At 45.1% G+C, this 25,622-nt stretch carries 25 protein-coding genes and 2 pseudogenes; 18 read left to right on the forward strand and 9 right to left on the reverse strand.

All coding sequences use genetic code 11. The features are described from left to right. A pseudogene (locus FTU67_RS13095) lies at positions 1–842 on the forward strand (IS66 family transposase); the annotation flags it as partial. 32 nt (positions 843–874) lie between these two features. Here FTU67_RS13095 and FTU67_RS13100 read toward each other — a convergent pair. Beyond that, positions 875–1,366, reverse strand: a pseudogene (locus FTU67_RS13100) (site-specific integrase); the annotation flags it as partial. Positions 1,367–1,428: 62 nt separating this feature from the next. On the opposite strand from FTU67_RS13100, the gene FTU67_RS13105 reads away from it, so the two are divergent. Beyond that, positions 1,429–2,603, forward strand: a protein-coding gene (locus tag FTU67_RS13105) for an IS3 family transposase (protein WP_180061870.1) whose coding sequence is annotated in 2 segments (ribosomal slippage) — positions 1,429–1,663 and positions 1,663–2,603 — 1,176 coding nt in all. Because the reading frame shifts where the segments join, the coding sequence is not laid out codon by codon here. Between the two features lie 66 nt (positions 2,604–2,669). Next, the gene (locus FTU67_RS13110; protein WP_005179737.1) at positions 2,670–2,780 is read left to right on the forward strand and encodes a hypothetical protein; all 111 of its coding nucleotides are present in this window, start codon (positions 2,670–2,672) and stop codon (positions 2,778–2,780) included. Positions 2,781–2,920: 140 nt separating this feature from the next. Here FTU67_RS13110 and tehB read toward each other — a convergent pair whose 3' ends face one another. Beyond that, entirely contained in the window at positions 2,921–3,787 is an 867-nt protein-coding gene (gene tehB, locus FTU67_RS13115; protein ID WP_180061871.1) for an SAM-dependent methyltransferase TehB, read from the reverse strand. A 576-nt stretch (positions 3,788–4,363) separates the two neighbouring features. On the opposite strand from tehB, the gene pgaB reads away from it, so the two are divergent. The 3 genes from pgaB to pgaD are packed head-to-tail and all read left to right on the forward strand — an operon-like array spanning position 4,364 to position 8,037. Beyond that, positions 4,364–6,289, forward strand: coding sequence for a poly-beta-1,6-N-acetyl-D-glucosamine N-deacetylase PgaB (gene pgaB / locus FTU67_RS13120; RefSeq protein WP_228289047.1), 1,926 nt, complete (start codon positions 4,364–4,366; stop codon positions 6,287–6,289). A gap of 18 nt (positions 6,290–6,307) precedes the next feature. Continuing rightward, on the forward strand, positions 6,308–7,567 hold the full coding sequence (pgaC, locus tag FTU67_RS13125; RefSeq protein WP_005179732.1) for a poly-beta-1,6-N-acetyl-D-glucosamine synthase: 1,260 nt from the start codon (positions 6,308–6,310) through the stop codon (positions 7,565–7,567). 32 nt (positions 7,568–7,599) lie between these two features. Next, complete coding sequence (gene pgaD, locus FTU67_RS13130) at positions 7,600–8,037, forward strand: poly-beta-1,6-N-acetyl-D-glucosamine biosynthesis protein PgaD (RefSeq protein ID WP_075175290.1); 438 nt, start codon at positions 7,600–7,602, stop codon at positions 8,035–8,037. Between the two features lie 102 nt (positions 8,038–8,139). Here pgaD and FTU67_RS13135 read toward each other — a convergent pair whose 3' ends face one another. Beyond that, positions 8,140–8,337 (reverse strand): hypothetical protein, encoded by a 198-nt coding sequence (locus tag FTU67_RS13135; protein ID WP_005179730.1) that lies wholly within the window; start codon positions 8,335–8,337, stop codon positions 8,140–8,142. Between the two features lie 375 nt (positions 8,338–8,712). Between FTU67_RS13135 and sbmA the strand changes: the two genes are divergently transcribed. From sbmA to FTU67_RS13150, 3 genes are all read left to right on the forward strand, one after another. Continuing rightward, on the forward strand, positions 8,713–9,909 hold the full coding sequence (gene sbmA / locus FTU67_RS13140) for a peptide antibiotic transporter SbmA (RefSeq protein WP_168390086.1): 1,197 nt from the start codon (positions 8,713–8,715) through the stop codon (positions 9,907–9,909). A 230-nt stretch (positions 9,910–10,139) separates the two neighbouring features. After that, positions 10,140–11,105 (forward strand): hypothetical protein, encoded by a 966-nt coding sequence (locus tag FTU67_RS13145; RefSeq protein ID WP_104488367.1) that lies wholly within the window; start codon positions 10,140–10,142, stop codon positions 11,103–11,105. Between the two features lie 135 nt (positions 11,106–11,240). Beyond that, positions 11,241–11,741, forward strand: a complete 501-nt coding sequence (locus tag FTU67_RS13150; RefSeq protein ID WP_180061873.1) for a hypothetical protein — start codon at positions 11,241–11,243, stop codon at positions 11,739–11,741. Between the two features lie 240 nt (positions 11,742–11,981). Here the strand turns inward: FTU67_RS13150 and FTU67_RS13155 are convergent, their stop codons facing one another. Then, a complete protein-coding gene (locus tag FTU67_RS13155) occupies positions 11,982–12,587 on the reverse strand; it encodes a hypothetical protein (protein ID WP_180061874.1) in 606 nt (201 codons plus the stop codon). A gap of 105 nt (positions 12,588–12,692) precedes the next feature. On the opposite strand from FTU67_RS13155, the gene FTU67_RS13160 reads away from it, so the two are divergent. Beyond that, positions 12,693–12,962 (forward strand): hypothetical protein, encoded by a 270-nt coding sequence (locus tag FTU67_RS13160; protein WP_180061875.1) that lies wholly within the window; start codon positions 12,693–12,695, stop codon positions 12,960–12,962. Between the two features lie 2 nt (positions 12,963–12,964). After that, positions 12,965–13,927, forward strand: coding sequence for a hypothetical protein (locus FTU67_RS13165; protein WP_180061876.1), 963 nt, complete (start codon positions 12,965–12,967; stop codon positions 13,925–13,927). A gap of 49 nt (positions 13,928–13,976) precedes the next feature. On the opposite strand, the gene gatB is transcribed toward FTU67_RS13165, so the two are convergent. Genes gatB through gatC form a run of 3 tightly spaced genes read right to left on the reverse strand, consistent with a single transcriptional unit; the run spans position 13,977 to position 17,294 of the window. After that, positions 13,977–15,452, reverse strand: coding sequence for an Asp-tRNA(Asn)/Glu-tRNA(Gln) amidotransferase subunit GatB (gene gatB / locus FTU67_RS13170; RefSeq protein ID WP_180061877.1), 1,476 nt, complete (start codon positions 15,450–15,452; stop codon positions 13,977–13,979). Beyond that, complete coding sequence (gene gatA, locus FTU67_RS13175) at positions 15,452–16,930, reverse strand: Asp-tRNA(Asn)/Glu-tRNA(Gln) amidotransferase subunit GatA (protein WP_104470939.1); 1,479 nt, start codon at positions 16,928–16,930, stop codon at positions 15,452–15,454. The genes gatB and gatA overlap by 1 nt, the downstream gene beginning before the upstream one ends. Before the next feature lie 49 nt (positions 16,931–16,979). Next, positions 16,980–17,294 (reverse strand): Asp-tRNA(Asn)/Glu-tRNA(Gln) amidotransferase subunit GatC, encoded by a 315-nt coding sequence (gatC, locus tag FTU67_RS13180; RefSeq protein WP_005179709.1) that lies wholly within the window; start codon positions 17,292–17,294, stop codon positions 16,980–16,982. A gap of 132 nt (positions 17,295–17,426) precedes the next feature. Here gatC and FTU67_RS13185 point away from each other — a divergent pair, with 132 nt between their 5' ends. The 6 genes from FTU67_RS13185 to FTU67_RS13210 all read left to right on the forward strand — a co-directional run bounded on the left by FTU67_RS13185 (position 17,427) and on the right by FTU67_RS13210 (position 22,183). After that, positions 17,427–18,473, forward strand: a complete 1,047-nt coding sequence (locus FTU67_RS13185; protein WP_005179708.1) for a rod shape-determining protein — start codon at positions 17,427–17,429, stop codon at positions 18,471–18,473. Positions 18,474–18,489: 16 nt separating this feature from the next. After that, positions 18,490–19,347, forward strand: a complete 858-nt coding sequence (mreC, locus tag FTU67_RS13190; RefSeq protein ID WP_005179707.1) for a rod shape-determining protein MreC — start codon at positions 18,490–18,492, stop codon at positions 19,345–19,347. Then, a complete protein-coding gene (gene mreD, locus FTU67_RS13195) occupies positions 19,334–19,828 on the forward strand; it encodes a rod shape-determining protein MreD (RefSeq protein WP_168407983.1) in 495 nt (164 codons plus the stop codon). The genes mreC and mreD overlap by 14 nt, the downstream gene beginning before the upstream one ends. Then, positions 19,813–20,382, forward strand: coding sequence for a Maf family nucleotide pyrophosphatase (locus tag FTU67_RS13200; protein WP_005179703.1), 570 nt, complete (start codon positions 19,813–19,815; stop codon positions 20,380–20,382). Before mreD ends, FTU67_RS13200 begins: the two co-directional genes overlap by 16 nt. Before the next feature lie 40 nt (positions 20,383–20,422). Next, positions 20,423–21,877: a ribonuclease G gene (gene rng, locus FTU67_RS13205; RefSeq protein ID WP_005179701.1), complete on the forward strand. Its 1,455-nt coding sequence runs from the start codon at positions 20,423–20,425 to the stop codon at positions 21,875–21,877. Positions 21,878–22,009: 132 nt separating this feature from the next. Beyond that, positions 22,010–22,183, forward strand: a complete 174-nt coding sequence (locus tag FTU67_RS13210; RefSeq protein ID WP_005179698.1) for a PA1571 family protein — start codon at positions 22,010–22,012, stop codon at positions 22,181–22,183. 109 nt (positions 22,184–22,292) lie between these two features. Here the strand turns inward: FTU67_RS13210 and FTU67_RS13215 are convergent, their stop codons facing one another. Together FTU67_RS13215 and FTU67_RS13220 are read right to left on the reverse strand one after the other, a co-directional pair. After that, complete coding sequence (locus FTU67_RS13215) at positions 22,293–23,684, reverse strand: wax ester/triacylglycerol synthase family O-acyltransferase (RefSeq protein ID WP_005179696.1); 1,392 nt, start codon at positions 23,682–23,684, stop codon at positions 22,293–22,295. A gap of 163 nt (positions 23,685–23,847) precedes the next feature. Further along, positions 23,848–24,582: a phosphoadenylyl-sulfate reductase gene (locus FTU67_RS13220; RefSeq protein WP_075168140.1), complete on the reverse strand. Its 735-nt coding sequence runs from the start codon at positions 24,580–24,582 to the stop codon at positions 23,848–23,850. A gap of 202 nt (positions 24,583–24,784) precedes the next feature. Between FTU67_RS13220 and thrH the strand changes: the two genes are divergently transcribed. Beyond that, a complete protein-coding gene (thrH, locus tag FTU67_RS13225) occupies positions 24,785–25,402 on the forward strand; it encodes a bifunctional phosphoserine phosphatase/homoserine phosphotransferase ThrH (protein ID WP_075168141.1) in 618 nt (205 codons plus the stop codon). The last annotated feature ends 220 nt before the right edge of the window (positions 25,403–25,622 follow it).

Here is a 25,622-nt window from a genome sequence, read left to right on the forward strand (position 1 = left end):
TGCAACAGCGGGTGATCCATGCCGATGAAACGCCGGTCACCATTATGCGGATGGGTGAGAATGAGAAAAAACCGAAGAAAGGTTATGTCTGGGCCTATGCCACTACACAGTACAATCCAGTTCAAGCCGTGATCTATGACTTTCAGGATAGTCGTTCAGGTCAGCATGCTGAAGCGTTCCTGAAAGACTGGCAGGGCCATCTGGTCTGTGATGATTACAGCGGTTATAAAGCACGCTTTAAATCAGGCCAGGTCATTGAGGTGGGCTGCATGGCGCATGCGCGTCGTAAATTCCATGAACTGCATGTGACCGGGAAAAGTCAGATCGCTGAACAGGCATTAGTGCTGATTCAGAAACTGTATGCCATAGAAGCAGAACTCAGGAAAAAGACCGATGGTACAGCAGAACATCGCCGCGAATATCGGCAAAAGCATAGTCAACCGGTGATGCAACAACTGTATGAATGGCTCAACCAACATTATCTGACGGTGCCATCGAGTTCTCCAACTGCCAAGGCGATCAATTACAGCCTAAAACGCTGGCAGGCACTCTGCCGCTATCTGAATGATGGTAATTTGCCTATAGATATGAGCAGCATTGCTGCGCAAGGGATTGAAAATCAGATGCGCCCCTAGGCGTTGGGACGTAAGAACTGGCTGTTTGCTGGCTCGCTGCGCAGCGGCCAACGAGCTGCCAATATCATGACTTTAATCCAGTCAGCAAAGCTGAATGGACTGGATCCGTATGCCTATTTAAGTGATGTGCTGAAAAGGCTGCCGACGCATAAAGTGACCCAAATAGAAGAATTACTGCCACACCGCTGGAAATCCGACCAAAATTAAAAAATAGGCATGGGATTCAGCGGACGCTTACGCATCTGTAAACTATGTCCAAGTTGATCTGCGACAAACATAGGATTTACTCCATCCATTAACAACATTGTTGCATAAGTATGTCTTGCGTTATAAGCAGGTCTATGGCGAATTGAACATGCCTTCATAGCTTCTACCAAGCGTATACGAGGAGGCTTTTCGTTGAAAAAAGGCTCACTAGTTTCTGGACAGAGCATTAAGTAATTAGATTCATAGCCATGATCATTCTTAAATTGAATAAGAGATTTTAAAGCTAAAGAAGATCTCTCATTTAAATAGATATCTCTAGAGGTATGTGTTTTAGTAACTTTTTTCTCTAATCTCCGAACTCTGCTTTTGTTAACTTTTAAAGTACCCTCACGCCAGTCAATATCACTTTCTCTTAGAGCAATCATTTCTGAAGGTCTACAACCAGTCCAGAAGGCAAGTTCGAAATACCAGCGATAAAATCTATCTTTATCCTTCAAGTTTTGATCTAACCAGGTGATCCTAGCCAAAATAATGGACAGTACTTCCCTCTAAAGATAACGTAACGTTAACTTTGGAGATACAAGAAATGGCCAAACGTTTTAGTCCTGAATTTAAACAGCAAGCAATTGATTATGCACTTTCAAACTCACACGAGTCTGTAGCTGCAATCGCCCAGAAATTAGGTGTGTGTTATTCAACATTAGATAAATGGATTCGTGAAACCAATCCGGCAGGTTCAAGCAAACGTCAACTTTCACCAGAACAACAGCGGATCTTGGAATTAGAGAAAGAAGTCAAACAGCCCAGGGAAGCCAATGACATCTTAAAAAAAGCGCATGTGTACTTTCTGACAGATCATTCCAAGAAAAGTACACGGTAATTCAAGATCTAGCTGTGAATGGAGTCACTGTATCTTCTGTCTGTAAATGCCTGGGTGTCAGCACTTCAGGCTATTATGCCTGGCGAAAACGCCAGGCCAATACAGCGCAAAAATATAATGATTTAAAAGCCGTATATTGGCAGCATCATGCACGATTGGGTGCACCTTCATTGGTACATGACATGCATGATTTAGGTTACAGCATGAGCGAACGAACCGTTGGAAGAATGCTTAAAAAGCTTGGTTTACGTAGCAGGATTGCACGTAAATACAAGCATACGACAGATTCAAACCATCGTTTGCCTACAGCACCAAATCTGTTGGAGCGTCAATTTACAGTCATTCAGCCTAACAAGGTTTGGACAACGGATATTACCTACATCCGTACCACGCAAGGTTGGCTGTATTTATGTGTGATGCTGGATCTATTTAGTCGTCGTATTGTGGGTTGGCAAACCAGCCATCGAATAGACCGTCAATTGGTGTGTGATGCATTTAATTGTGCAATGGCTCGTCAGGGTTATCCAACGGGTGTCATGGTGCATTCCCTTGCGAAGCAGTGCTTCTCAGGCTCACAGTACTGTAGTCGTGATTTTAGGGTGCTATTATTAACGAATAACTGTATTCAAAGTATGTCACGCAGGGGGAACTGTTGGGATAATGCAGTGACCGAAAGCTTCTTTCATACATTGAAAGGTCATGTGATACATGGCAGTGTGTTTGCCACTCGAAAAGAGGCGACTGCTGTCTTGTTTGACTATATTGAGATTTATTACAATCGGGTCAGAAGGCATTCCGCAAACAGCTGGTTAAGCCCAGAAGCCTTTGAACAGAAACATTTTAAGAGTTTAGAGGGACCGACTGTCCACAATACTGTCTAGGATCACTCTTTAAAAATCCTCAAATTGGGGTAAGATGTGACAACAGATTCTACCGTTGAGATCACAATGAGCTTTTTAAAAAAGAAAAATAGCGCGAGTTTTGTCTTCTTTATTATTACGCTGTATTCATTGATTGGTTTTGGTCTAGGCTATGTGATCTGGGAATATCTGCTGTAACGTTTTCTTAGTCGCTTTATCCAATAATTATTGAATCATCAGCAAGTTATTAAACTTGCTGACTATCACTGTTTTTTATTCTTTCTCTAAAGCCGACCCATCATCCAGATGATCAGCTTTTATATGTAAGGATAAATTTTTTACGCTGTTTTCTGTGCCAATAATGTCGCAAAACGCTGTTGAATACGCTTGCCCTGTTCATCGACACGGTGCAGTTCACCGATATTTTCATTGTATTTCAGCAAATTCCAGCCCTCATAATAAGCCTTTAACTCTCCGGCTTTAAAGCTAAAAGGGAAGTCCGGTTGAACCGGATAATCTTCACTATCCATTGCACAAACAATCAGATTAAGGCCGCCAGCTTTGGTGCCCTGCTGCATCTGCCGAATTAGGGTTGGGATGGTGTCGGGTTGTAAAAACATCATCACCACCGTGCAATACACAAAATCGTATTGGCCCTGAATCTGTGGATTAATATTTAAATCCCGCAGTGCGGTGTGAATGTTCTGAATCTGTTCCTGCTGAATAATCTCGTTCAGGCGCTCCAGACTTTGGGCATTGACATCCCAGGCATCGACCTGAAAACCGTGCTGACTTAAAAACAGCGCATTACGACCACTGCCACAGCCAACATCCAGCGCCGTGTTGCCCTGTAAAGATGGCTGTACGGCCAGAATTTCTGAATGGGTCGGGGTCAGTTTATATTTTTTGGCAAAGTAGTCATCGGCTGTGCAGTAGAAGCTGAGCTGACATTCAATATCGGCACTGGCTGAAACAATCTTGTGCCACACCTGCGGTTCAAGCATGGGCGGTTGCTGCTCCGGGCTAAACAGATGTTCAGACAACAGCGTGCCTGCTTCATCGAGCAAGGCAAAATGCAATTCACCTTTTAAAACCTTCAGTTGGGCCCAAGTGCCGGCTTTGGTATTGTGCTGGCGTAAAAAGCCAGGCGGGATAGTGTCTTGTGTCCAGATCGGTAGCTGTTTATAGCATACGAGCGTTTGCATCTTTTCTCCATGTGCACTTGGGGTAAATGTCATTAAACCCTAAGCCTGCACAATATGCCAGAGAAGGAAGGGGAAAGGGCATGATTTCATCGGCCCACTTCCAATTATCTAGATGACTCAATCCATACTATTTTAGCGGTGAATCTTCAGCTCAAAATGATCTCCACATTTCCATTTTTGCAGATGTATTAGCGTTTTGAAAAATACTTCAGTATCAAATGGTGAGAATTTAAAATTGAAAACCAGATCACATTTTGGGCTTATAAAAGCGTCTACCATTTAGAAAATTATCAACTGACCCGTTGGCGGGTGGCTAAAAAATAAGTAAAACTAAGTGAATGATATAAAATCATAAATATTTTATTGCTTTATTTTGAAAGCAAGGGCAAAAAGCAAAAAAACGGGATTAATTAACAAATGTATACACAAATAATAATAAAATAATGGTTGAATCTGCGCAATTGCTCGAATGTAGCATCGTATCTTCTTGTCTGTACCATGAATTCCGCGCGCCTTATGTCTCCTCTATTTCAGTTTATTAAAGCGGTCCAGATTTTTGTTTTCTTTCTTTGTAGTATGCTCATGGGTTGGGCACAGGCGGGAAATGAAATGAAAAACTTGACGATCCTTGCCTACCACGAAGTCACTTCTGAACCACAACCGTTAATGCCTGAATATGCGATTGAGCCTAAACAATTGCAGCAGCATCTGGACTGGCTGGTACAAAATGGCTTTCAGTTTATTGGCAGTCAGCAACTGTTAGAGGCACAGCAACACAACAAGGCGCTACCGGAAAAATCAGTCTTGTTGAGTTTTGATGATGGCTATCAAAGTTTTTATCAGCATGTCTATCCTGTTTTAAAACAGCGGAATATTCCGGCCGTGTTGTCGGTGGTTGGGCGCTGGTTAGAACCAGCAGAACAGCAACAGGTTAATTTTGGCGGGCAACTGGTGTCACGCCAGCATTTTTTAAGCTGGGCACAGTTAAAAGAATTACAGGCCAGCGGTCTGGTGGAAATTGCCAGCCACAGTTATGACCTGCATAAAGGCATTGTGGCCAATCCGCAGGGCAATGAATTGCCAGCCACCGTAGCACGTGCCTATTTTCCGCAGCAGCAGCGTTATGAAGATAACAACGCTTATCAGAAACGTATTCAGCAGGACTTAAAAGCCAATCAGCTCCTAGTGCAAAAACATGGCCTGAAAGCGCCAAAAATTATGGTCTGGCCCTATGGTCGCTATAACTTGCATACGGTAAAAATTGCTGAAAAACTGAAGATGCCAATCAGCCTGACGCTGGATGATGCCGAGAATCAACCTGTAAACAGTTTTTCCAGATTGCCGCGAATCCTGATTCAAAAACACATGGATGCAGCGCTACTGGCCAAAGAAATCCAGAAACATCAGCAGCAGCGCACGGACAATGATCGTCCGCAAAAGATCATGCATGTCGATATTGACTATATTTATGATCCGGACCCGCAGCAGCAGGAACGTAATTTAGGCTTATTGCTGGACCGGATTCAGCAGATTGGCGTCAATACCGTATATTTGCAGGCATTTTCTGATCCGGATGGCAATGGCTCGGCCGATCTGGTCTATTTCCCGAACCGTTATATTCCAATGCGTGCCGACCTGTTTAACCGTGTGGCCTGGCAAATCCAGACCCGGACTCAGGTACGTCGTGTCTATGCCTGGATGCCGGTATTTGCCTGGGAATTACCGGTCTCTAATCCGGTGGCCCAAGATCTGGTGCAAACCGAGCAGCCGCATAGCGGCAAGCATCTGAACATGGGCTATCACCGTTTAAGCCCATTTTCGCCGCGCGCCCGCAACACCATTAAAGGCATTTATGAAGATCTGGCCAAATCGGCGCAGTTCAACGGTATTATTTTCCATGATGATGCCACCTTGTCCGATTATGAAGATGCCAGCAGCTGGGCTAAAAAGGCCTACCAGCAGCAGGGCTTAGCCACCGATCTGGCACAACTGCGTGCTGATGATGCCGCCTTACAGAAATGGACAGCTTATAAAGTCAAAGTAATTGATGATTTTGCCATGGAGTTGGCTGAGACCGTGCGTCAGTATCAGCCTTATTTGCAGACCTCGCGTAACCTGTATGCACAGGTGGCACTGTCGGCCTATTCAGAAAACTGGTATGCCCAGTCGCTGGAACAGTCGCTAAACCGTTATGACTTCACCGCGATTATGGCCATGCCATATATGGAACAGGTCGATGATCCGGCGCAGTTTTATCAGCAGTTATTGAGTCGGGTGCAGCAGTATCCGCAAGGGCTGCGTAAAACGGTGTTTGAATTGCAGGCCGTCGACTGGCGTAATGGCAATAAAATTCCATCTGCGGAAATTGCGGAAACAATTCAGAAACTCTATCAGGCCGGTGTGAAGCACATTGCCTACTATCCGGATGATCCGATCCAGAATCATCCTGATCCGGCTGTGCTGCGTCAGGCCTTCCAGTCTCAGCCCGCATCCGCACCGTAACCGGCTAGAGGAACAACCATGTTGCAAGAACTCTGGCAATCGGTGCTGAACTTTGTGTTTTATTATCCGCTGTTCATGTCCTATTTATGGATGATGGGCGCGCTGATTTTCTATGTCAAAGAACGCAAAGATCCGACCTTTACTCAGCCGCCAGCTTTACAGGAATATCCTTTGGTGGCGGTGCTCATTCCGTGTTTTAACGAAGGCGATAATGCCGAGGAAACCATCACCCAGGCACTGGCATTAAAGTACCCCAACTTTGAAGTCATTGCGATTAATGATGGCAGCTCGGACAATACTGGCGAGGTACTGAACCGTCTGGCGGCCCAGCATCCACGGTTAAGGGTGGTGCATCTGGCGGAAAATCAGGGCAAGGCCATGGGCCTGCAAGCCGGCAGTCTGGTCACCGATGCCGAATACCTGCTTGGAATTGATGGTGATGCCTTGCTCGATCCGCATGCCGCCAGCTGGATGTTACGCCATTTCCAGCGTGATCCGGCGGTGGCCGCCGTTACGGGCAATCCGCGAATTCGCAATCGCTCGACCTTATTGGGCCGGGTCCAGGTCGGAGAATTCTCCTCGATTATTGGCATGATTAAACGTGCCCAGCGCACCTATGGCCGTATTTTTACTGTTTCCGGCGCGATTACCGCCTTTCGTAAAAGCGCGGTACATCAGGTCGGTTACTGGTCGCACGATATGCTGACCGAAGATATTGATATTTCCTGGAAACTGCAGCGTGCCGGCTGGAAAATTGAATTTGAACCGAATGCACTGGTCTGGGTACTGATGCCGGAAACCCTGCAAGGCTTATGGAAACAGCGTTTGCGCTGGGCCATGGGTGGGGCGCAGGTGTTAAATAAAAATATTGATGTAATTTTTAAGCCCAAGCTGAATTATTTGTGGCCGCTGATTCTGGAAATGATGCTGACTCTGGTCTGGTCATATCTGCTGCTGTTGCTGTGTCTGCTCTGGATGTTAAGTTTCTGCCTGCCTATTTTACCGTTGCCGGAACTGCAATCGCCGTTTTTACCGCAAGGGGTGGGTATTGTGCTGGGCGCGACCTGTTTGTTCCAGTTTATGGTCAGCAAATGGATGGACAGCCGCTATGAAAAAAATCTGGCCAAAAACTATTTCTGGATGATCTGGTATCCGTTCATGTTCTGGCTGATTACCGTATCGGCCAGTATTGTGGCGTTTCCAAAAATGCTGCTGCGTGGGGAAGGGAAACGTGCACGCTGGATCAGTCCCGATCGTGGAATTAAACGTGACAGCTAACTGTCGCGATGTGATGTGTTGAGAGTAAAGTTGTGAAAGCCAATACTTTAATTATTGATTATCGCTATGAATTGCCGTGGCAAAAGCGTTATGCCTCGAACGTGTGTACCGCCGGCTTATGGCTGACCTGGGGCCTGTTGTGGCAGCCGGTTTTAAGCAGTCTGGGTTTACTGGATTTGGAACGGGATGCACTGATTCAGCAAGTGGCCCAGTTGATGCTGAGTATTCTGCAAAACGGTTTTAGTGCGCTGGTGGCTTGTGGCTTGAGTTTATGGCTGTGGACCAACTATATTCCGGCATATTCCATCCAGACCATGCAACCGGCACCGCTAAACCAGTTTGCCGAGCATTTTCAGCTGGAACCGGTGATGTTAACGCAATCCCGTCAGGCCAAAATTGTCACGGTCTATCATGATCAGGAGGGTAAGATTGTCGATTTACAGGCACATTCCCAGCACACTGTATCTTAAAGGTTGGCTGGAATTCGGCTGCTCTGGTTTTATATCTGCAAAAAAAACAGGCAGCCTGATAAGCTGCCTGAATGGAGATAAGAATCGCGCTTGGAATGAGGACTAAAGCTTGCGCCAGACCTTGTTTTCATCTTGAAATGAAATGGTGAAATTAAATTCAGTGTCGGCGGTGACCAGATACGCTGTTGGCGTGGTCATCAGAACTTTTAAAATAGTGCCTGTCTCAAAATGGATAGGTGGGCAGTTCTCTTTCTCAAGTACCAGAGGCTGAATAAGTTCAACAGCTTTCACTTCCATCATGATTTCCCTCAAAAATGTATTATGTATCACATATTTATCTTAGCATTGTCTGGTCGGGAATATGGGTTTTATTTGTCAGATTATAAATAAGTAATTGATATTTTAAAAAATAAAGTTAAATTTTTAATCTAAAAATTGGTATTTTAAGCTCTTGATTTTTTATTGTTTTACTAAAAATAGTCAGGGGGAGTATCGGGGTTTTATATTGCTTTAAATATCGGTCAGCGGAAAAATCGGTACTGAAAAGTACATGCGCTGTCGGGGAAATCTTGTATATTGCTCATGTTGAAGTCATCGCGTGGCGCATTGCGTGCTGCAATGTTGTAAACGCGGCTTTTCAACGTCTTGAAAAGAATAAAGGAAATAGAACACTGCATGTTTAAGTCATTTTTTCCACATCCGAAATGGTTTTTTAGTTCGCTGTTACTCTGGTTCATTTTTAATCTGGTGCTGTGGTATTCCGGTGGACAAGGCTGGGGCACTATCATCGGTTTGCCTGAAGGCTATCATGAAGCAGAACTCCCGATTGGGGTCAGCCGTTTCTGGTCACCGGCATTTCTCTGGTTCTATCTCTGGTATTTTCTGGCCACAGCCATTTTTGCAATTTTCTGGCGGATTCAATCGGATAATCCCTGGCAGCGCTGGTCAGTGTGGGGCTCATCTTTCATTCTGTTTAATATCTGGTTCTGGGTGCAGGTGAGCGTGGTCATTAACGCCTGGTACAGCCCGTTTTATGACCTGATCCAGCAAATGCTGAGTAATGGCGGCGGTGATGTGAATAACCTCTATGCCGAGATCATGACCTTTTTGTATGTGGCAATTGTGGCGGTGACGGTTTCGGTATTTAACCTGTTCTTTGTCAGCCACTATGTGTTCCGCTGGCGGACGGCAATGAACAATTATTACACCGCCTACTGGGACCGCTTACGTCATATTGAAGGGGCATCGCAGCGTATTCAGGAAGATACCATGCGCTTTGCCCGTACCACCGAAGGTCTGGGCGTCAGTCTGATTGAAGCGCTCATTACCCTGATTGCCTTTTTACCGGTTTTGGTAACGCTATCGAGCCATGTGAAAACCCTGCCAATTCTGGGGGAAATTCCTTATGCGCTGGTGTGGGCGGCAATTGGTTGGGCGGTGTTTGGTACCGTACTGCTGATGGTGGTCGGTTATAAACTGCCAGGACTGGAGTTTAACAACCAGAAGGTGGAAGCGGCTTATCGTAAAGAACTGGTCTATGGGGAAGATCATGCCGAGCGTGCCGATCCGCTGACTTTAAAAGAGCTGTTTAGCAAGGTTCGTCTGAATTATTTCCGCCTGTATTTCCATTATGCCTATTTTAACCTGGTACGAATCTGGTACATGCAGCTGGACAATATTTACGGTCTGTTTGTGCTGTTCCCAAGTATTGCTGCTGGAGCGATTACCCTTGGCCTGATGATGCAGATTGGTAACGTGTTCGGTAAGGTACGTGAATCGTTCCAGTATTTAATTGCCTCCTGGCCAACCATTATTGAACTGCTGTCGATTTATAAACGTTTAAAAGCCTTTGAATCGACCCTGGATGATTAAGTCATTCCCAACTGACCCGCTGTTAAGGCGGGTTTTTTAATGATCGGATGAAAGTGTTAAGGCGTTCAGGTTTCGTTGTTAAAACTCTGGATATTTTGCATTTATCAGATGATAGTGCGGGGCAGTAGTAATAAATAAACGAGAAATATCAAGTAAAATCAATTGGCTAGATTTGTTATTTGCGCCTATTTGAGCTATGTTTTGAGTGGGGAAAAATAGAGAATAAAGACGTGAATGTCAAAACCTTCATGATGTTGGCTGGGGTCGGTGTCGTCTTTTCGGGCTGTGTCAGTGTAGAGAGTTTTAGTCCAGATGCCTTGAAGCACTTTGCTTCGCCACAAGAGCTGATTGCGAAAAAAAATCTGAATCAGGCCAATGGTTCAGCCAAAGCCTATGTATATGACTGGGGACCACAGCGTAAAGAGCTGGCGGCAGAATCGCTGATTCCTCGCAAATATATGGGCAGCTATTGTCAGTCGCAGCAAGGACATTTAAAACTGGCCTATAAAAGTACGATGTCGATGCTGAAAAACAGTTGGTCCAAAAAACTGTTGGCGACTTATCGCGATGTCAATCAGGGCATTGGTGCCTATCGCTGTGTCAGAAAAAATGGCCCGGATTGGATTGTTTCAATCGAGCCGGTCAGCGAGCGTAAACGTGATGGCCAGGGTGAAGTCCGCATTGTGCATTTACTCACTCAAGTCATGACGGAAGATGAAGCACGGCGTTTTTATCGTTCGGCATCTTCCAGTAGCAAGAAGGCTAATACCAGCACTAATCGGAATAATAAAAACACTAAAGCTGTTGCCAAAGAGCCCGAACCAAAAGAATCACCGGAACTTCCAGCCGAGAAACCCCCAGCACCCGTAAAAGCAGAGCCTGTGGTGGCTGCGACCCCGCAACAGCAGCAGATGAAATATTATGTCGCTGCACGCCGTGATTTAAACAGTGGCCGCAATGAGTTAAATGCCTGTAATAGCGCACAGCGGGCCTATAATTATGGCCGTTTACAGGGCACCAATGCGCGGAATGTCTATGCTGAATCGGGGATTTTACTGGCGCGTTGCTTAAGCGCTGTGCCGAGTTTTAGTAACCGTTTTTCCCAGCCCAAAGCCCGGGCCAAACGGATTTTACAGGAGCTGGCCAACCAGTATAATCATGCCGGTGCCAAGCGTATGCTCAGGCAAATGAAATAGTCAGTATAAGTAATAAGGAGAAGCACATCACTTCTCCTTTTTTATGCGCGTTACATAGTCATAACAGGTGAGATTGCTGCTTGCATGCTACAAATAGGCTATTTCTGGGATGAGTCGATGTTGGCGAGGTATAACATGATGCAGTTGAGTCTAAAGCAGCTACGAGGATGGGGCCTGGCGATTGCGCTATTGGGTTGCTCACAAGTGAGTACGGCTGGTCCGGCCGTTGATCAGTTGAGTGACTGTCTGGTGAAGTCGACCACGGCAACCGATAAAACTGCGGTATTACAGTGGACCTTTGTTGCGCTATCGGCACATCCGGATTTGAAACACTTGAGTCAGGTAACGCCAGAACAAAAACAGGTTTTAGATCAAAAGCTGGCAACCGTTTTGCAACGGATACTGGTAGAGCAATGTTCTACGCAAGCCAAAGCTGTGATTCAGACTGAAGGAATACAGGCGGTCGGCAGCAGTTTTCAGGAGCTGGGACAAATTACCGGTGAAGAACTTTTAAAGACGCCTGAAATTAAAAGTCAGCTGAGTGGTGTACTGCGTTATCTGGATTTAAACAAGTTGATGATGACCTTTTTGACGCCAGATGTGTGGAATAAGTTGGGGGTGATTCGAGGGGAATAATTTTACCTCTCCCTAGCCATCATCCTTTCTTGCGCTTCGTTTTAAAAGCAGTGCTTTAAAATTTGCTCAGGAGAGGGACGCTTTTAATAATCCTCTCCCTAACCCTCTCCTTTCTTGCGCTTCATTTTAAAGCAGTGCTTTAAAATTTGCTCAGGAGAGGGAACACCGCGTATCCAATTAATCACATGACAAAGTCTCCCTTTTTTAAAGGTGAGAAGCGAAGCTTCGCAAGGAGGGCTATTAAATAAGATCGGGATAAAACCTCTCAAACTCCGGATTTACAGCTTCACCCCTCAGCAAATAACCTTTTGGCTGAATATAACTATAAATTTCCCGTGCAGGTTGTTCATGCCAGCCTATATTAAATGCACAAAGTTTTGGGAAAAATTGTAGGTGGTTGTAATTCAAATTATTATGAATCCAATAGGCGAGTTGTTGCCAATTGGCTTGATCTTTTTCATATAGCTCTAAAAATGATGGAATGACAATACACGCCGTTGCCCCATAACCTTTTGTATCGGGATAGTCCCAAATATGACTCGCAAAGTTTTTTTCATTATTCGCGCAGTTATGTCCTTTTTCGTTGCCGAGTTGATTGACACTTGGAGAACGATATGCCGAGCGAATCGCAATTCGTCCAAATTTTTCTTGTAATGGTTCGAGCAGTTGTTGGCAGAGTTCTTTGCCTGTGCGAATGGCAATGTCAGGATGGTCAGGGAAGTTGGGTACACCGTACCAATTGGCGATTTCGCTATAGAGGAAGTCGCGCATGAAGAATGACTTTGACAGTTGAATACGTCCTAAGTCTTCGAGTTTGGTGAAGGAAGATACTGTTTTGATAGTCATGATTTAATGCATAACTAAAAATTGATATTTTGAATTTAATAAATTCATGAAATTGCTACAAGATTCTGATATAAATAAATTTTATTTAGTAATAACGGGGGTGGTTTGAAAATTTTATATCTATTAGTGGCTGTTGTTTGGGTTTTGACAATAGGAAGTGCTATTTATTTTAAAATTGATTGGTTTGGTTATGATTACAACACATGGGCTATTATATTTTCGGCTTTACATGGCTTGTTAGCAGCTATAATTGCGATGTTTGGAAGTACTTTGGGAGTTAGAAATTCAGCTAAAGCTTCTAACGGCTCAACAGTTATTCAGGCAGGTCGTGATGTAAAATTAAAGGAAAAAATCAAAAGTAAGAGTGGAAAGTAAGCATGTTGGAAAAGGTTAAAATGGAGGCAGAGGCTTCAGAAAATAGTACGGTTCAGCAAGCAGGCAGAGATATTTATAATGGCCCAACCTTATTGCAAATTATAGAAACTATTGATTACCAAATAGAAAAAAGAGTGCCTGAACTGTTACTAATACATGGTCCTCAATTGCTTGAAGTAGAAAATCAAAAAGTACAAGCAGAAATACAGGAATTTAAGCAAAGTATCAATTCAATGTTGGAGTCGAAACTAGTCTCAAGTAATAACTCTGATCAAGAAGCAATAAAAATACTTTCTAAGGTGACAAGCTCAAATTTTCAATACCTTTTTCATGAAGGATTAAAAAATGTCATTAGACGAAAAGAGAATTCTTCAAAAGAACTTTTAATAGAGCTTTTATCAAAAAAACTTGATTCTGCAGAGGCGGACGATGAAAGTTATATTTTGGATGATGCGATTGAATCTTTAAATAATTTGTCAAAAAACCAAATTAATTTTATCGGCTTTATATATGCATTAAGAGCTAATCCCCAGCTTGGAAAGGAATTGGGAAAAGGAATGTTTTACATTCCTTACCAGGCTGTGCAAGAAATTGAAAAACATCAGCCTCCAGAAGCTTTAATTGAACTTAAGACTTTGATGAAAGAAAATTATTCAATTTATATTGACCAATTAGTTGATTTTTTTAGTAGTCAATCACCAACTAAAGTGGATGTAGATTATTTAACAGCAAAAGGATTTCTTCATATTGATACAAAATCTTTTACTTCAAAAAATAGTAAAATTATTTTAGAAAGTTTACATTATGAAGATATGAGCAATCTTTCGGGTATTAATTTGAAATCTTTGAAACCTAAACTTTATGAATTAAGTTCATTCTTTGGAGTTGAAGATATTGATAAATTACCGGCTTTCACAAATAAAGGGCAGATTATTGGTAAGGCTATTAAAGAGAAAATAAAGTAAAAAAGAAAACCCGCTCTAAAGCGGGTTTTTTATTCAAAAATTAATCAAATCAACCAATCAATTTCTTCATCAATTCATTTACTTGTGCAGGGTTGGCTTTACCTTTTGCAGCTTTCATCACTTGACCAACAAGACCGTTGAAAGCTTTCTCTTTACCAGATTTATACTCTTCAACCATCTTCTCATTGGCAGCAAGAACTTCCTTGATAATCGCTTCAATTGCGCCTGTATCAGTTTCCTGTTTCAAGCCTTTTTCAGCAATAATTTCATCCGCAGATTTGCCTTCGTCCCACATAAAGCCGAATACTTGCTTCGCGATCTTACCGTTAATCGTGTTGTCCACAATACGCGCGATCATACCGCCAAGTTTTTCCGCAGATACAGGAGAATCAGCCAAATCTAAGCCTGCTTTATTTAAAGCACCTGAGAATTCGCCCATCACCCAGTTTGCAGCAATCTTACCTTGTGCAGCACCGCCAGCAGCTTTCACCACATCTTCGTAAAACTCTGACATTTCACGAGTCAGTGTCAGTACGTGAGCATCGTATTCAGTCACACCGAAGTCAGCCACGAAACGCGCACGACGTGCAGCAGGAAGCTCAGGCATAGTTGCTTTAATGGCTTCAATTTGCGCATCTGGAATCACCACAGGCAATAAGTCTGGGTCAGGGAAGTAGCGGTAATCGTTGGCTTCTTCTTTTGAACGCATCGAACGGGTTTCCATCTTCACAGGGTCGAACAAACGTGTTTCTTGGTCGATGGTGCCGTCCCATTCCAGAATTTCCATTTGACGTTCAATTTCAACATTGATCGCTTGTTCAATGAAACGGAATGAGTTGAGGTTTTTCAATTCACAACGTGTACCGAACGGTTGACCCGGACGACGTAAAGACACGTTACAATCGGCACGGAACGAACCTTCTGCCATGTTACCGTCAGAAATACCTAACCAGCGCACCAAAGTGTGAATCGCTTTAATGTAGGCAACCGCTTCTTCAACAGAGCGCATATCGGGTTCAGATACGATTTCTAGAAGAGGTGTGCCTGCACGGTTTAAGTCGATGCCTGACATGCCTTCGAATTGGTCATGGATCGATTTACCTGCATCTTCCTCTAAATGCGCACGGGTTACGCCAATGCGTTTGGTGGTGCCATCTTCAAGCTGGATGTCGATATGACCCAATCCCACAATCGGGTTGTCCATTTGGCTAATTTGGTAGCCTTTAGGCGAGTCCGGGTAAAAATAGTTTTTACGTGCAAATACAGACGCTTGGTCGATGTAGGCATCAATCCCCAAACCAAAGCGAATCGCCAGATCAACCACTTCTTTGTTCAGTACAGGCAGTACACCTGGCATGGCTAAATCTACCAGGCTGGCCTGAGTATTTGGATCATTACCAAACTCGGTTGATGAACCGGAGAAGATTTTAGAGTTGGTCGCAAGCTGGGTGTGAATCTCGATCCCAATGACAACTTCCCAGCCATCAATCAGGTTAGATTTTGGTTTCGCGTTATTCTTCGCCATTATGCGTTCTCCTCAGCAATTGCCGCACGTTGTGTATGCCAATTGGTGGCTTGTTGGTACTGGTGCACCACAGACAACAATTGAGATTCTGACCAGTAATTACCAATCAGCTGTAAGCCAACTGGCAGGTTGTTCTGGTCAAAACCAACAGGGGCATTAATGGCAGGCAGACCGGCCAGGTTCACCGCAAGCGTGTAAATATCACCCAGATACATTTCTACCGGGGTCAGGTCAGCACCTACTTTATAGGCGGTAGTCGGTGCAGATGGCGCAGCAATCACATCGACCTGTTCAAAGGCTTTCAGGAAGTCTTGCTGAATTAAGCGGCGAACTTTCTGCGCTTTTACATAGTAGGCATCGTAATAACCGGCAGACAGGGCATAGGTACCAATCAGGATACGACGCTGAACTTCAGCACCGAAACCTTCTGAACGAGAACGTTTGTACAGGTCCAGAATATCTTTTGGATCTTCACAGCGATAGCCATAACGTACGCCGTCATAACGTGACAGGTTAGAAGATGCTTCCGCTGGCGCAATCAGGTAATAAGTTGGTACATAGGCTTCAGTCATGTTGAGATCAACCTCAACCAGAATGGCACCCATCTCTGCTAATTTTTTCAGCGATTCTTCAACGCGTGCTTTTACATCTGCGGCCAGACCGGCAACGTTAAAGTACTGTTTTGGAATACCAATACGTAAACCTTTTAACGATGTACCATTCAGGTTCGCCACGTAATCATCGACATCTTTCTCGACCGACGTTGAATCTTTGGCATCATGACCCGCCATCACGTTCATCAGATACGCACAGTCTTCCGCAGAACGCGCCATAGGACCGCCTTGGTCTAAAGATGATGCGTATGCGATCATACCGAAACGTGAAACACGGCCATAGGTTGGTTTCAGACCGGTCAAGCCACAGAAAGAAGCTGGCTGACGAATCGAACCACCGGTATCGGTACCGGTTGCAAATGGCGCCAGATCAGCCGCGACCACCGCAGCCGAACCACCTGAAGAACCACCCGGTACACGATCCAGTGCCCACGGGTTTTTGGTTGCGCCAAAGTATGAGCTTTCCGAGGTCGAACCCATTGCGAATTCGTCCATGTTCACTTTACCTAAAGTGACTAAGCCAGCAGTTTTACCTTTGGCAACCACCGTAGCATCGTAAGGCGAGATAAAGTTATCCAGCATTTTAGAACCAGCGGTGGTTTTAATGCCTTGGGTACAGAAAATATCTTTATGCGCAATAGGCACACCGGTCAGCACACCAGCGCCGCCAGCTTGACGCAACGCATCGGCAGCATCGGCTTGGGCCAGCGCCTGTTCCGCAGTTACGGTGACATAGGCATTGACCTGGGCATCAATTTTTTCGATGCGTTTTAAATAATGTTCGGTCAATTCGCGAGCAGAGAATTTTGCATTGGCTAAACCCTCAGTCAGTTCACGAATGGATAAGCGATGTAAATCTGTCATGAGAAATATTCTTTACCTGAATTCAACAAAAAGATGAGCGCTGAAAAAATTATTCAATTACGCGTGGTACCAGATACAAACCGTCCTGCACGGCAGGTGCAACGGCCTGATATTCCTCACGATGGTTATCTTCAGACACCACATCTTCACGTAGCGGTTGAGGGTGGTCAAATGGGCTTTTGAGTGGCTCAACGCCATCGGTATCGATGCCTTTTAAGGTTTCCATCATGCCTAAAATTTTATTTAGACTTTGAGCATATTCAGCAGATTGCGTATCATTGAGCGACAACCGAGCAAGATTGGCGATTGCTGAAACTGTTTGTGCATTTAAATCTGCAGAATGCTGTGCATCCGATGTAGACATAACATCACCTAATCAGTATTAAAAATTTTCAAAATATCGTGCGTTATAATAAGCGATTGACTTGTCCAAAGCATCACATTTAGTTAAAGTTGCCAACTTGCGTCCACATAAAGTTTAATCGAGAACGACTCCGTGATTCTAAAACGACTAATTGGCTTGTTTTCACCAGATCTAGCCATTGATTTAGGTACAGCAAATACACTTATTTATGCGCCAGGACGAGGCATTATATTAAATGAACCGACGGTTGTGGCAATTCGTCACAGCGGTTCACAGAAAATCGTTGCCGCAGTCGGTCTGGATGCTAAACAGATGCTGGGTCGTACACCTGCCAATATTTCTGCCATTCGTCCAATGAAAGACGGCGTCATTGCCGACTTTGAAGTGACTGAAACCATGCTGAACCAGTTCATCAGTAAAGTGCATGAAAAGCGCTTGTTTCCGCCTGCACCGCGTGTGGTGGTGTGTGTGCCATGCAAATCGACGCTGGTTGAACGCCGTGCCATTCGTGAGGCAGTGTTTAATGCTGGCGCGCGTGATGTCCGTTTAATTGAAGAACCGATGGCTGCAGCAATTGGTGCCGGTATGCCGGTTGAGCAGGCATGTGGTTCGATGGTGGTCGATGTGGGCGGTGGTACAACTGAAATTGCGATTATTTCGCTACAAGGTTGTGTCTATGCAGATTCACTGCGTATTGGGGGCGATGTGTTTGATGAGCAGATCATCAACTATGTCCGTAAAGCGCATGGCTGTGTGATTGGTGAAACCACAGCAGAAACCATCAAGAAAGAAGTGGGCATGGCGGTTCCTGAAGAAGGTGCGAAGCCTCTGGAAATTGAAGTACGTGGCCGTAACCTGGCCGAAGGTGTGCCACGTGCCATTACCGTGACTTCTGATGAAATTACCCAGGCGATTTCTGACCCGCTACAAAATATTGTGTCCGCAGTAAAATCGGCGCTGGAACAAACACCACCAGAATTGTCTTCCGATATCGCCGAGCGCGGTATTGTCCTGACCGGCGGTGGTGCCTTGCTGCGTAATCTGGACAAGCTGCTGGCCAAAGAAACCGGCTTGCCAGTGGTTGTGGCTGAAGAACCTTTAACCTGTGTCACCCGTGGTGGTGGCAAGGTACTGGAATTCTTTGATAATCCAAACCATGACATGTTATTTGTAGGCTAATCAAAAGGACCCGGCGGTGCAATCACATCTGTTTTCCAGACAACCGCCATCTTTTCGCTCCTTTATTATTGCGGTCATTACATGCCTGGTGGTGCTGTTTTTTAACTGGCGCATGCCGCATGTAATTCAACCGGCAAGGGATCTCTTGTACGCGGCATATAATCCGATTTATGCGCTGGCAAGTTATCCGGTGTTGTCGCGAGAATGGCTAAGTCAACAAAGTAAATCTGAAGCCCAGCTGCGTCGTGAAAATACCGCGATGCAGGCTGAGCTGCTTCAGGCACAGGTACGCCTGCAAAAACTCTCCGAACTGTCTGCCGAAAATACCCGTTTACGTGGCCTGCTCGATACGCCACTGATCATTGACGGACGCATGGAAATTGCCGAAGTGATTGGGACCGATGCCGATCCGCTACGACATATTATTGTGATTAACCGCGGCGCCAACCGTCAGCTCAAAGTCGGGCAAACCGTGCTGGATGATCGTGGTATTATGGGCCAGATTGTTGATGTCTATCCGCACAGTAGCCGGGTGATGCTGCTGTCTGATAAAGAACATTCGCTGTCGGTACGTCTGGAACATACCGGTATGCGCGCGATTGTTTCGGGTACGGGTGACTTAGGTCGTTTAAAAATGGAATATGTGCCGACCAGCGCCAATATCAAAGTCGGTGAAAAAGTCTATAGCTCCGGACTCGGTGAACATTTCCCGGCAGGTTATCTGGTCGGAACCATTTCCAAGGTTAGCCGGCATAACTCGGGCGAGTTTGCGCAAATTGATGTGATTCCTGCTGCACAGCTGGCCGGTGGACATCATGTGGTGGTGTTATTCTCTGAATCCTTATCACGGGAGCAGCCACATGCCAATCGCTAAAATGGGCCAGCGCAAACCCAAAGATCCTTTATTCCCGATTATCTTCTCGGTCATTATTGCCTCGGTGCTGCTGGTTTATCCCTTGTCTTATGCCTTATCGGGCTGGCGTCCGGTATTTATGATGATGGTAATGCTGTTCTGGGTCATGAGCCAGCCGACCTGGTGCGGTGTCTGGTTTGCCTTTGGCACCGGCCTGTTTACAGATTTGCTGCTGGATGCACCGCTGGGCATGAATGCCTTAAGTTTTGTATTAATTACCTTCGTGGCGCGCTTTCTAACCCGCGAACGTCGGGTGATGACTTTTGCCAATTTATGGGTGATTGCCAGTATTGCCATTGTGGTCCATCTGGCGCTGATCTGGCTGTTACAGGTTATGGCCGGTATTGAATTTCCATTTGCCCGTCACTGGCAACCGGTGCTGTCCAGCATTCTGGTCTGGCCGGTGCTGTATTATCTGCTACGAAAATGGCGCAGCGTATAATTCTGGCCTCCAGCTCACCTCGACGCCGTGAGCTGCTTGCACAGTTGGGGCTGCAATTTGAGATTTACAGCCCGGACATCGACGAGTCTATTTTGCCAGATGAGCCAGTTGAGCAGTATGTTGAGCGGCTGGCCTGTGCCAAAGCTGATGCTGTGTTGGCACGTTTTCCAGAGGCGATTGTGATTGCCGCTGATACCAGTTTGGGCGTTGATGGGCAGATTTTAGGAAAACCAGAATCTAAGGCGCATGCCTTTGCCATGTGGCAGCAGATTTCTGGTCGAAAACATGATGTATTTTCAGGTGTTTGCGTACGCACAAAAGCAGAAAAATACAGTATAGTGGTACGTACCCAGGTTGAATTTCAAGCGCTGAGTCTGAGTGACATGGAGTGTTATTGGGCCAGTGGAGAGCCGCTGGGTAAGGCGGGAGCCTATGCCATACAGGGCATTGCAGCACGTTATATCCCGCGTATTGAAGGCAGTTATAGCAATGTGGTGGGATTGCCGCTGCATGAAACCGTACAGTTATTACAGACAGTTAAGGCACTAAATTAACTGCTGCTACAAGAATTTTTATAAGGCTTTGAGTTGTATTATGTCTGACGAGTTGTTGATTAACGTCACGCCTATGGAATGTCGTGTCGCGTTAATTCAAAACGGCACGGTCAATGAATTATTTGTTGAACGTACCGCCAAACGTGGTTTAGTAGGAAATATTTATAAAGGCAAAGTGGTACGGGTGCTGCCAGGCATGCAGGCCGCCTTTGTCGATATTGGGTTGTCACGTACCGCTTTTTTACACATCAATGACATGGTCTGGCCACGCAGCCAACCAACGCCAAATGTCTTTGAGCTGTTACAGCCGGGGCAAATCCTTACCGTGCAGGTCATGAAAGACATGCTCGGCACCAAAGGTGCGCGCCTGTCGACCGATCTGTCAATTCCTTCGCGTTATCTAGTCTTGATGCCATTTGGCAGCCATATTGGGGTATCACAGCGGATTGAATCGGATGAAGAGCGTGACCGTTTACGCTCGATGATTGAACGCATTCAGAAACAGCATAAACTGCCGGGCTCGGTGATTGTTCGTACCGCTGCAGAAGGGGTGGAAGAAGCCGCCATTGCCCAGGATATGGCCTATTTGGCCAAGCTGTGGGAGCATATTCAGCGTAAACAGAAAATTATTGCGGTGCCGTCTTTAATTTTTGAAGAGCTACCTTTACCGCAGCGTGTGATTCGCGATCTGGCCAATGAAGAAACCGCCAAAATTTATGTCGATTCACGTGAAATTTATGCCAAGCTAAAAGACTTTGTCGATGAGTTTGTGCCGAATATGCAAAACCGCTTGTTGCATTATCCGGGTGAGCGGCCGCTGTTCGATTTATACAATGTCGAAGAAGATATCCAGAAGGCGCTTCAAACCCGCGTGGCGCTGAAATCGGGTGGCTATCTGATGATTGATCAGACCGAAGCCATGACCACCATTGATATCAATACCGGTTCTTATGTCGGCGGGCGTAGTCTGGAAGACACGGTCTTTAAAACCAATATGGAAGCCACACAGGTGATTGCACGTCAGTTGCGACTGCGTAATCTGGGTGGGATTATCATCATTGATTTTATTGACATGCAGGAAGCACAGCATCGTGAAGAAGTGATGTGCCAGTTCGAGAAAATGCTGGAACGCGATCATGCTAAAACCAAAATTACCCAGGTGTCTGAACTGGGTCTGGTGGAAATGACCCGTAAGCGTACCCGTGAATCTCTGGAACATTTGCTGTGTGAGTCTTGTCCAACCTGTCAGGGCCGCGGTTATGTGAAAACAGCCGAGTCAGTGTGTTACGAGATTTTTCGAGAAATTATGCGCTATGCACGTGCCTTTGAATCTCAGCGTGGCTTTACTGTCGTTGCCCATCCATCGGTGATTGACCGGCTGTTAACCGCAGAAGCACCAGCCGTCGCGGATCTGGAGCATTTCGTGAATCGTGTCATAAAATTCCAGGTTGAAAATTTATACACGCAAGAGCAATACGATATCATTTTAAGCTGAAATTGTAACAGGATATCGTTAAACAGTTGTTACATCTGAAATTTTACTTTTTTAGGTAGATTCACAATACTAAGCATACACCAGAGCCAAAGCCGTAATCTCCCTTACGGTTTCAGCAAAATGAGGTCTATCATGGGTATGAGCGAAGTCGTGATTAATAAAAGTCTTAAAGTTTTAGAACCAAAAACTGTACACAGTGCGGCGTATATCGTAGATGAGCAAGGTAAAGAAGTACAAATTACTACCGCCATGATTCGCACCGTCTGTCAGCAATTATTAAAACAATGTCGAACCATTAAAAGTTAAGGGGCCTTTTGAAAGCCCCTTAATTTTTTCTCTTATCATTACAATTTTAAAAAAGAGATTCATACTTTTCGTCTGAATCTCGATGTTCTTCCGGCCTGGGCCGAGTCTTTCAACTGACTTTTTGTTCCACCTCGTCCAAGGTCACATCTACCGTTTCAATAATCCGTTCAAAACGCTGAATTTCATCTTCCAGATGCTGTAACAGGTTCTGCATTTTTGGCAGGGCATTGCGACAGGCCGTTAAACCGACTTCCAGCTTGTCCTGATAACTGGTCATGGTGATATTCAGCGCTTGACCATCCAGCACAATTGAAGCCGGATACAGTGCTTCGAGTTTGGCACCATTCCAGTACAGCGCTTCACGCGGTCCCGGTACATTGGAAATGACCAGGTTAAAGGCCTGACGTTTTGGCATTAAACCAGACACAATGTTTAGGCCGGCGGCGCTATAAACAAAGGCGCTATAGTTGAGAATCTGGTTGGCATTCATGCGTTTAAAGCGTTCTTTGGCATTTAGTACGCTGCGGCGAATAATGCTGAGACGTTCCAGCGGATTGTCCTTATGCGTCGCCAGATTGGCCAGAATCATGGTAATCCGGTTGGATACATCGGAATCATCGCTACGGACTGAGGCGGGCACCATGGCAATTAGTGGTTTTCTTGGCAGGGCATTCTGGCTGAGTAAATATTCACGTAAGGCACCTGAACAGATGGCCAGCACAATGTCATTAATCGTCACGCCTAGGGCCTTGGCAATTTTATGCAGACGGGCAAACTCATAGGACTGTGCAGCAAAGCGGCGTGAAGAACTGACGCGCTGATTCAGAATTGAACTTGGCGCCTGGAAGCTGGATACATAATCCGGATTACGGCCCATATCTTTCATTACGGTTTGTGATAACTCGTACATGACTCGCGGTGTGGCTTCCAGCTGGCTTTTCAGGCCTGCTGCAATATTTTTAAAGCGGCTGGCTTTTGGCTCTTTCAGGCGTTTGGCGCGGCGGCCTTCTACACACCAAGGCGGTACAATACTTTTGGCATCCGGATCGTGTGAGAGCGATTTTTCCAGTAAGCGCATGCCGGCAATGCCATCAACCATGGCATGATGGATTTTGAAGTACATGGCAAAGCGGTTGCCTTCAATCCCTTCAATAATATGACAGGTCCACAGCGGTTTGGCGCGGTCAATCAGCGCGCTGTGTTCTTGAGAAATATAGGTCAGTAATTCACGGATTCGTCCCGGATGAGGCAGGGCGATATGACGGAAATGGTGGTCCAGATCAAATTCAGGATCTTCATCCCAGAATAGTCCATTTAATTTATTATTAAATGGTGGAATCGGCATCGATTGAGAATTACGGATGTCTTCGACCAGATCTTGAATAAAGGTTTCAGGTGCATTCTCTGGAATCTGAAATAGGAATAACCCTCCAACATGCATCGGTTGCTGGCGTTTTTCTAAAGACAGAAAGATAAAATCAATCGGATGTAATGGACGCATAGCGTTAATTGCCTCACTGCAATATGACCGACCCTCATTGGAACGGCTTTTTAGAATTATAGGTGAACTGACTTAGTATATAGTGTTTATCATATAAACGCGGAACTTTGTTTATTCTGTTGCGTAAAAAAATAAACCACTGCTGGGCAGTGGTCTAGCGTATTTATTTTTTCAGATTTCCGGCGTGAAGTCCACATTCTTTATGGGTTGCATCTTCCCACCACCAGCGGCCTTCGCGTTCATGCTGGTTTGGTAACACCGCACGGGTACACGGTTCACAGCCAATCGAAATAAAACCTTTTTCATGTAATGGATTATATGGAATTTCCATTAAACGGATGTAATTCCAGACATCACTGCTGGACCAGTTGGCCAGCGGATTGTACTTGATGAGCTGTTTGCCAGGACCAGAAAAACCCGGGTCAGCCTGAATTACCGGAATCTCGTTACGCGTGCCCGGACTCTGGTCTTTACGCTGACCGGTAATCCAGCCATCTAGCGTGGCCAGCTTTTTACGCAGCGGCTGAACTTTACGGATGCCGCAGCATTCCTGATGACCATCGGCGTAGAAACTGAATAAGCCTTTTTCATTAACCAGTTGCTGAATCGCTTCAGTTTCGGGGAAACAGATTTCAATTGGAATATTATAGTGCTTGCGAACGGTTTCAATAAATTGATAGGTTTCGCCATGCAAACGGCCGGTATCCAGGCTAAAGACACGAAAAGGCAGACCCAGATTGGCCGCCATATCAATCAGCACCACATCTTCAGCGCCTGAAAAGGAAATCGCAATTTCACCTGGCTGGCTGAGTGCCAGTTTTAGAATTTCACTTGGAGATTTATCTGCATATTCGGCGGCAAGCGCGTCAACGAGATCAATAGTGGGAATGGTAGTCATAATATTCCTGGCTATAGGCTTGGAGATGACAAAACCTATATTAATTTATTTCGGCTGTATTTTAATAGAAATGCCAAAACCGACTTATCACTAAAAAATCAATGCTTATGAAAAAAATAGATTTAAAAAAGAACAAGTCAAAAGCACGATCTTGGTCTATGATAGAGCAAATTTTTTTCAATGACAGATATGGGGAGCATTCATGGAAGTTGTATGTCTTGATCTTGAAGGTGTGTTGGTTCCAGAAATTTGGATTAACTTTGCAAAAAAAACTGGGATTAAAGAGCTAGAAGCGACAACCCGTGATATTCCTGACTATGATGTATTAATGACACAGCGTTTGAATATCTTAAAACAGCATGGTTTGGGTTTAAATGATATTCAGGAAGTGATTGCCGATATGGGTCCTTTTCCGGGTGCTAAAGAATTTGTGGAATGGTTGCGTACCCATTTCCAGCTGATTATTCTATCTGATACATTCTACGAGTTTGCCCATCCGCTAATGAAGCAACTGGGCTGGCCAACCATTTTCTGCCATAAACTGGAAACTGATGAAAATGGCATGATCACCGCGTACAAGCTGCGTCAACCTGACCAGAAGCGTCAGGCCGTAAAAGCATTACATGGTTTGAATTTCCGTGTGATTGCCGCAGGCGATTCTTATAATGACACCACCATGCTTGGCGAAGCCGATGCCGGTTTCCTGTTTGATGCACCTGAAAATGTGATTGCAGAATTTCCACAGTTCCCGGCCATTCATGGCTATGAAGCGCTAAAAGAAGCGATCCGTAAAGCTTCTGTGCGTGATATTCCAGCTTAATGGATACCCGCTGAACTAAGGAAAGCCGCAAATTATGCGGCTTTTTTATTGAGATTTTCATTCATTAAAACAATAAAAAAGGGCGCCCGAAGGCCACTGCTGTCCCATAGTTTGCTTTAAATAAAAAAACCTGAGTCCTAACAGTTAAAATATGAGTGCAAACAAACACTTTAACGACCAGGATTCAGGTTTTGTCACATCAGAATACCGTATTTCATGA

The sequence above is a fragment of the Acinetobacter sp. YH12132 genome (assembly GCF_013418645.1).
GTDB classification, from domain to species: Bacteria; Pseudomonadota; Gammaproteobacteria; order Pseudomonadales; family Moraxellaceae; genus Acinetobacter; species Acinetobacter indicus.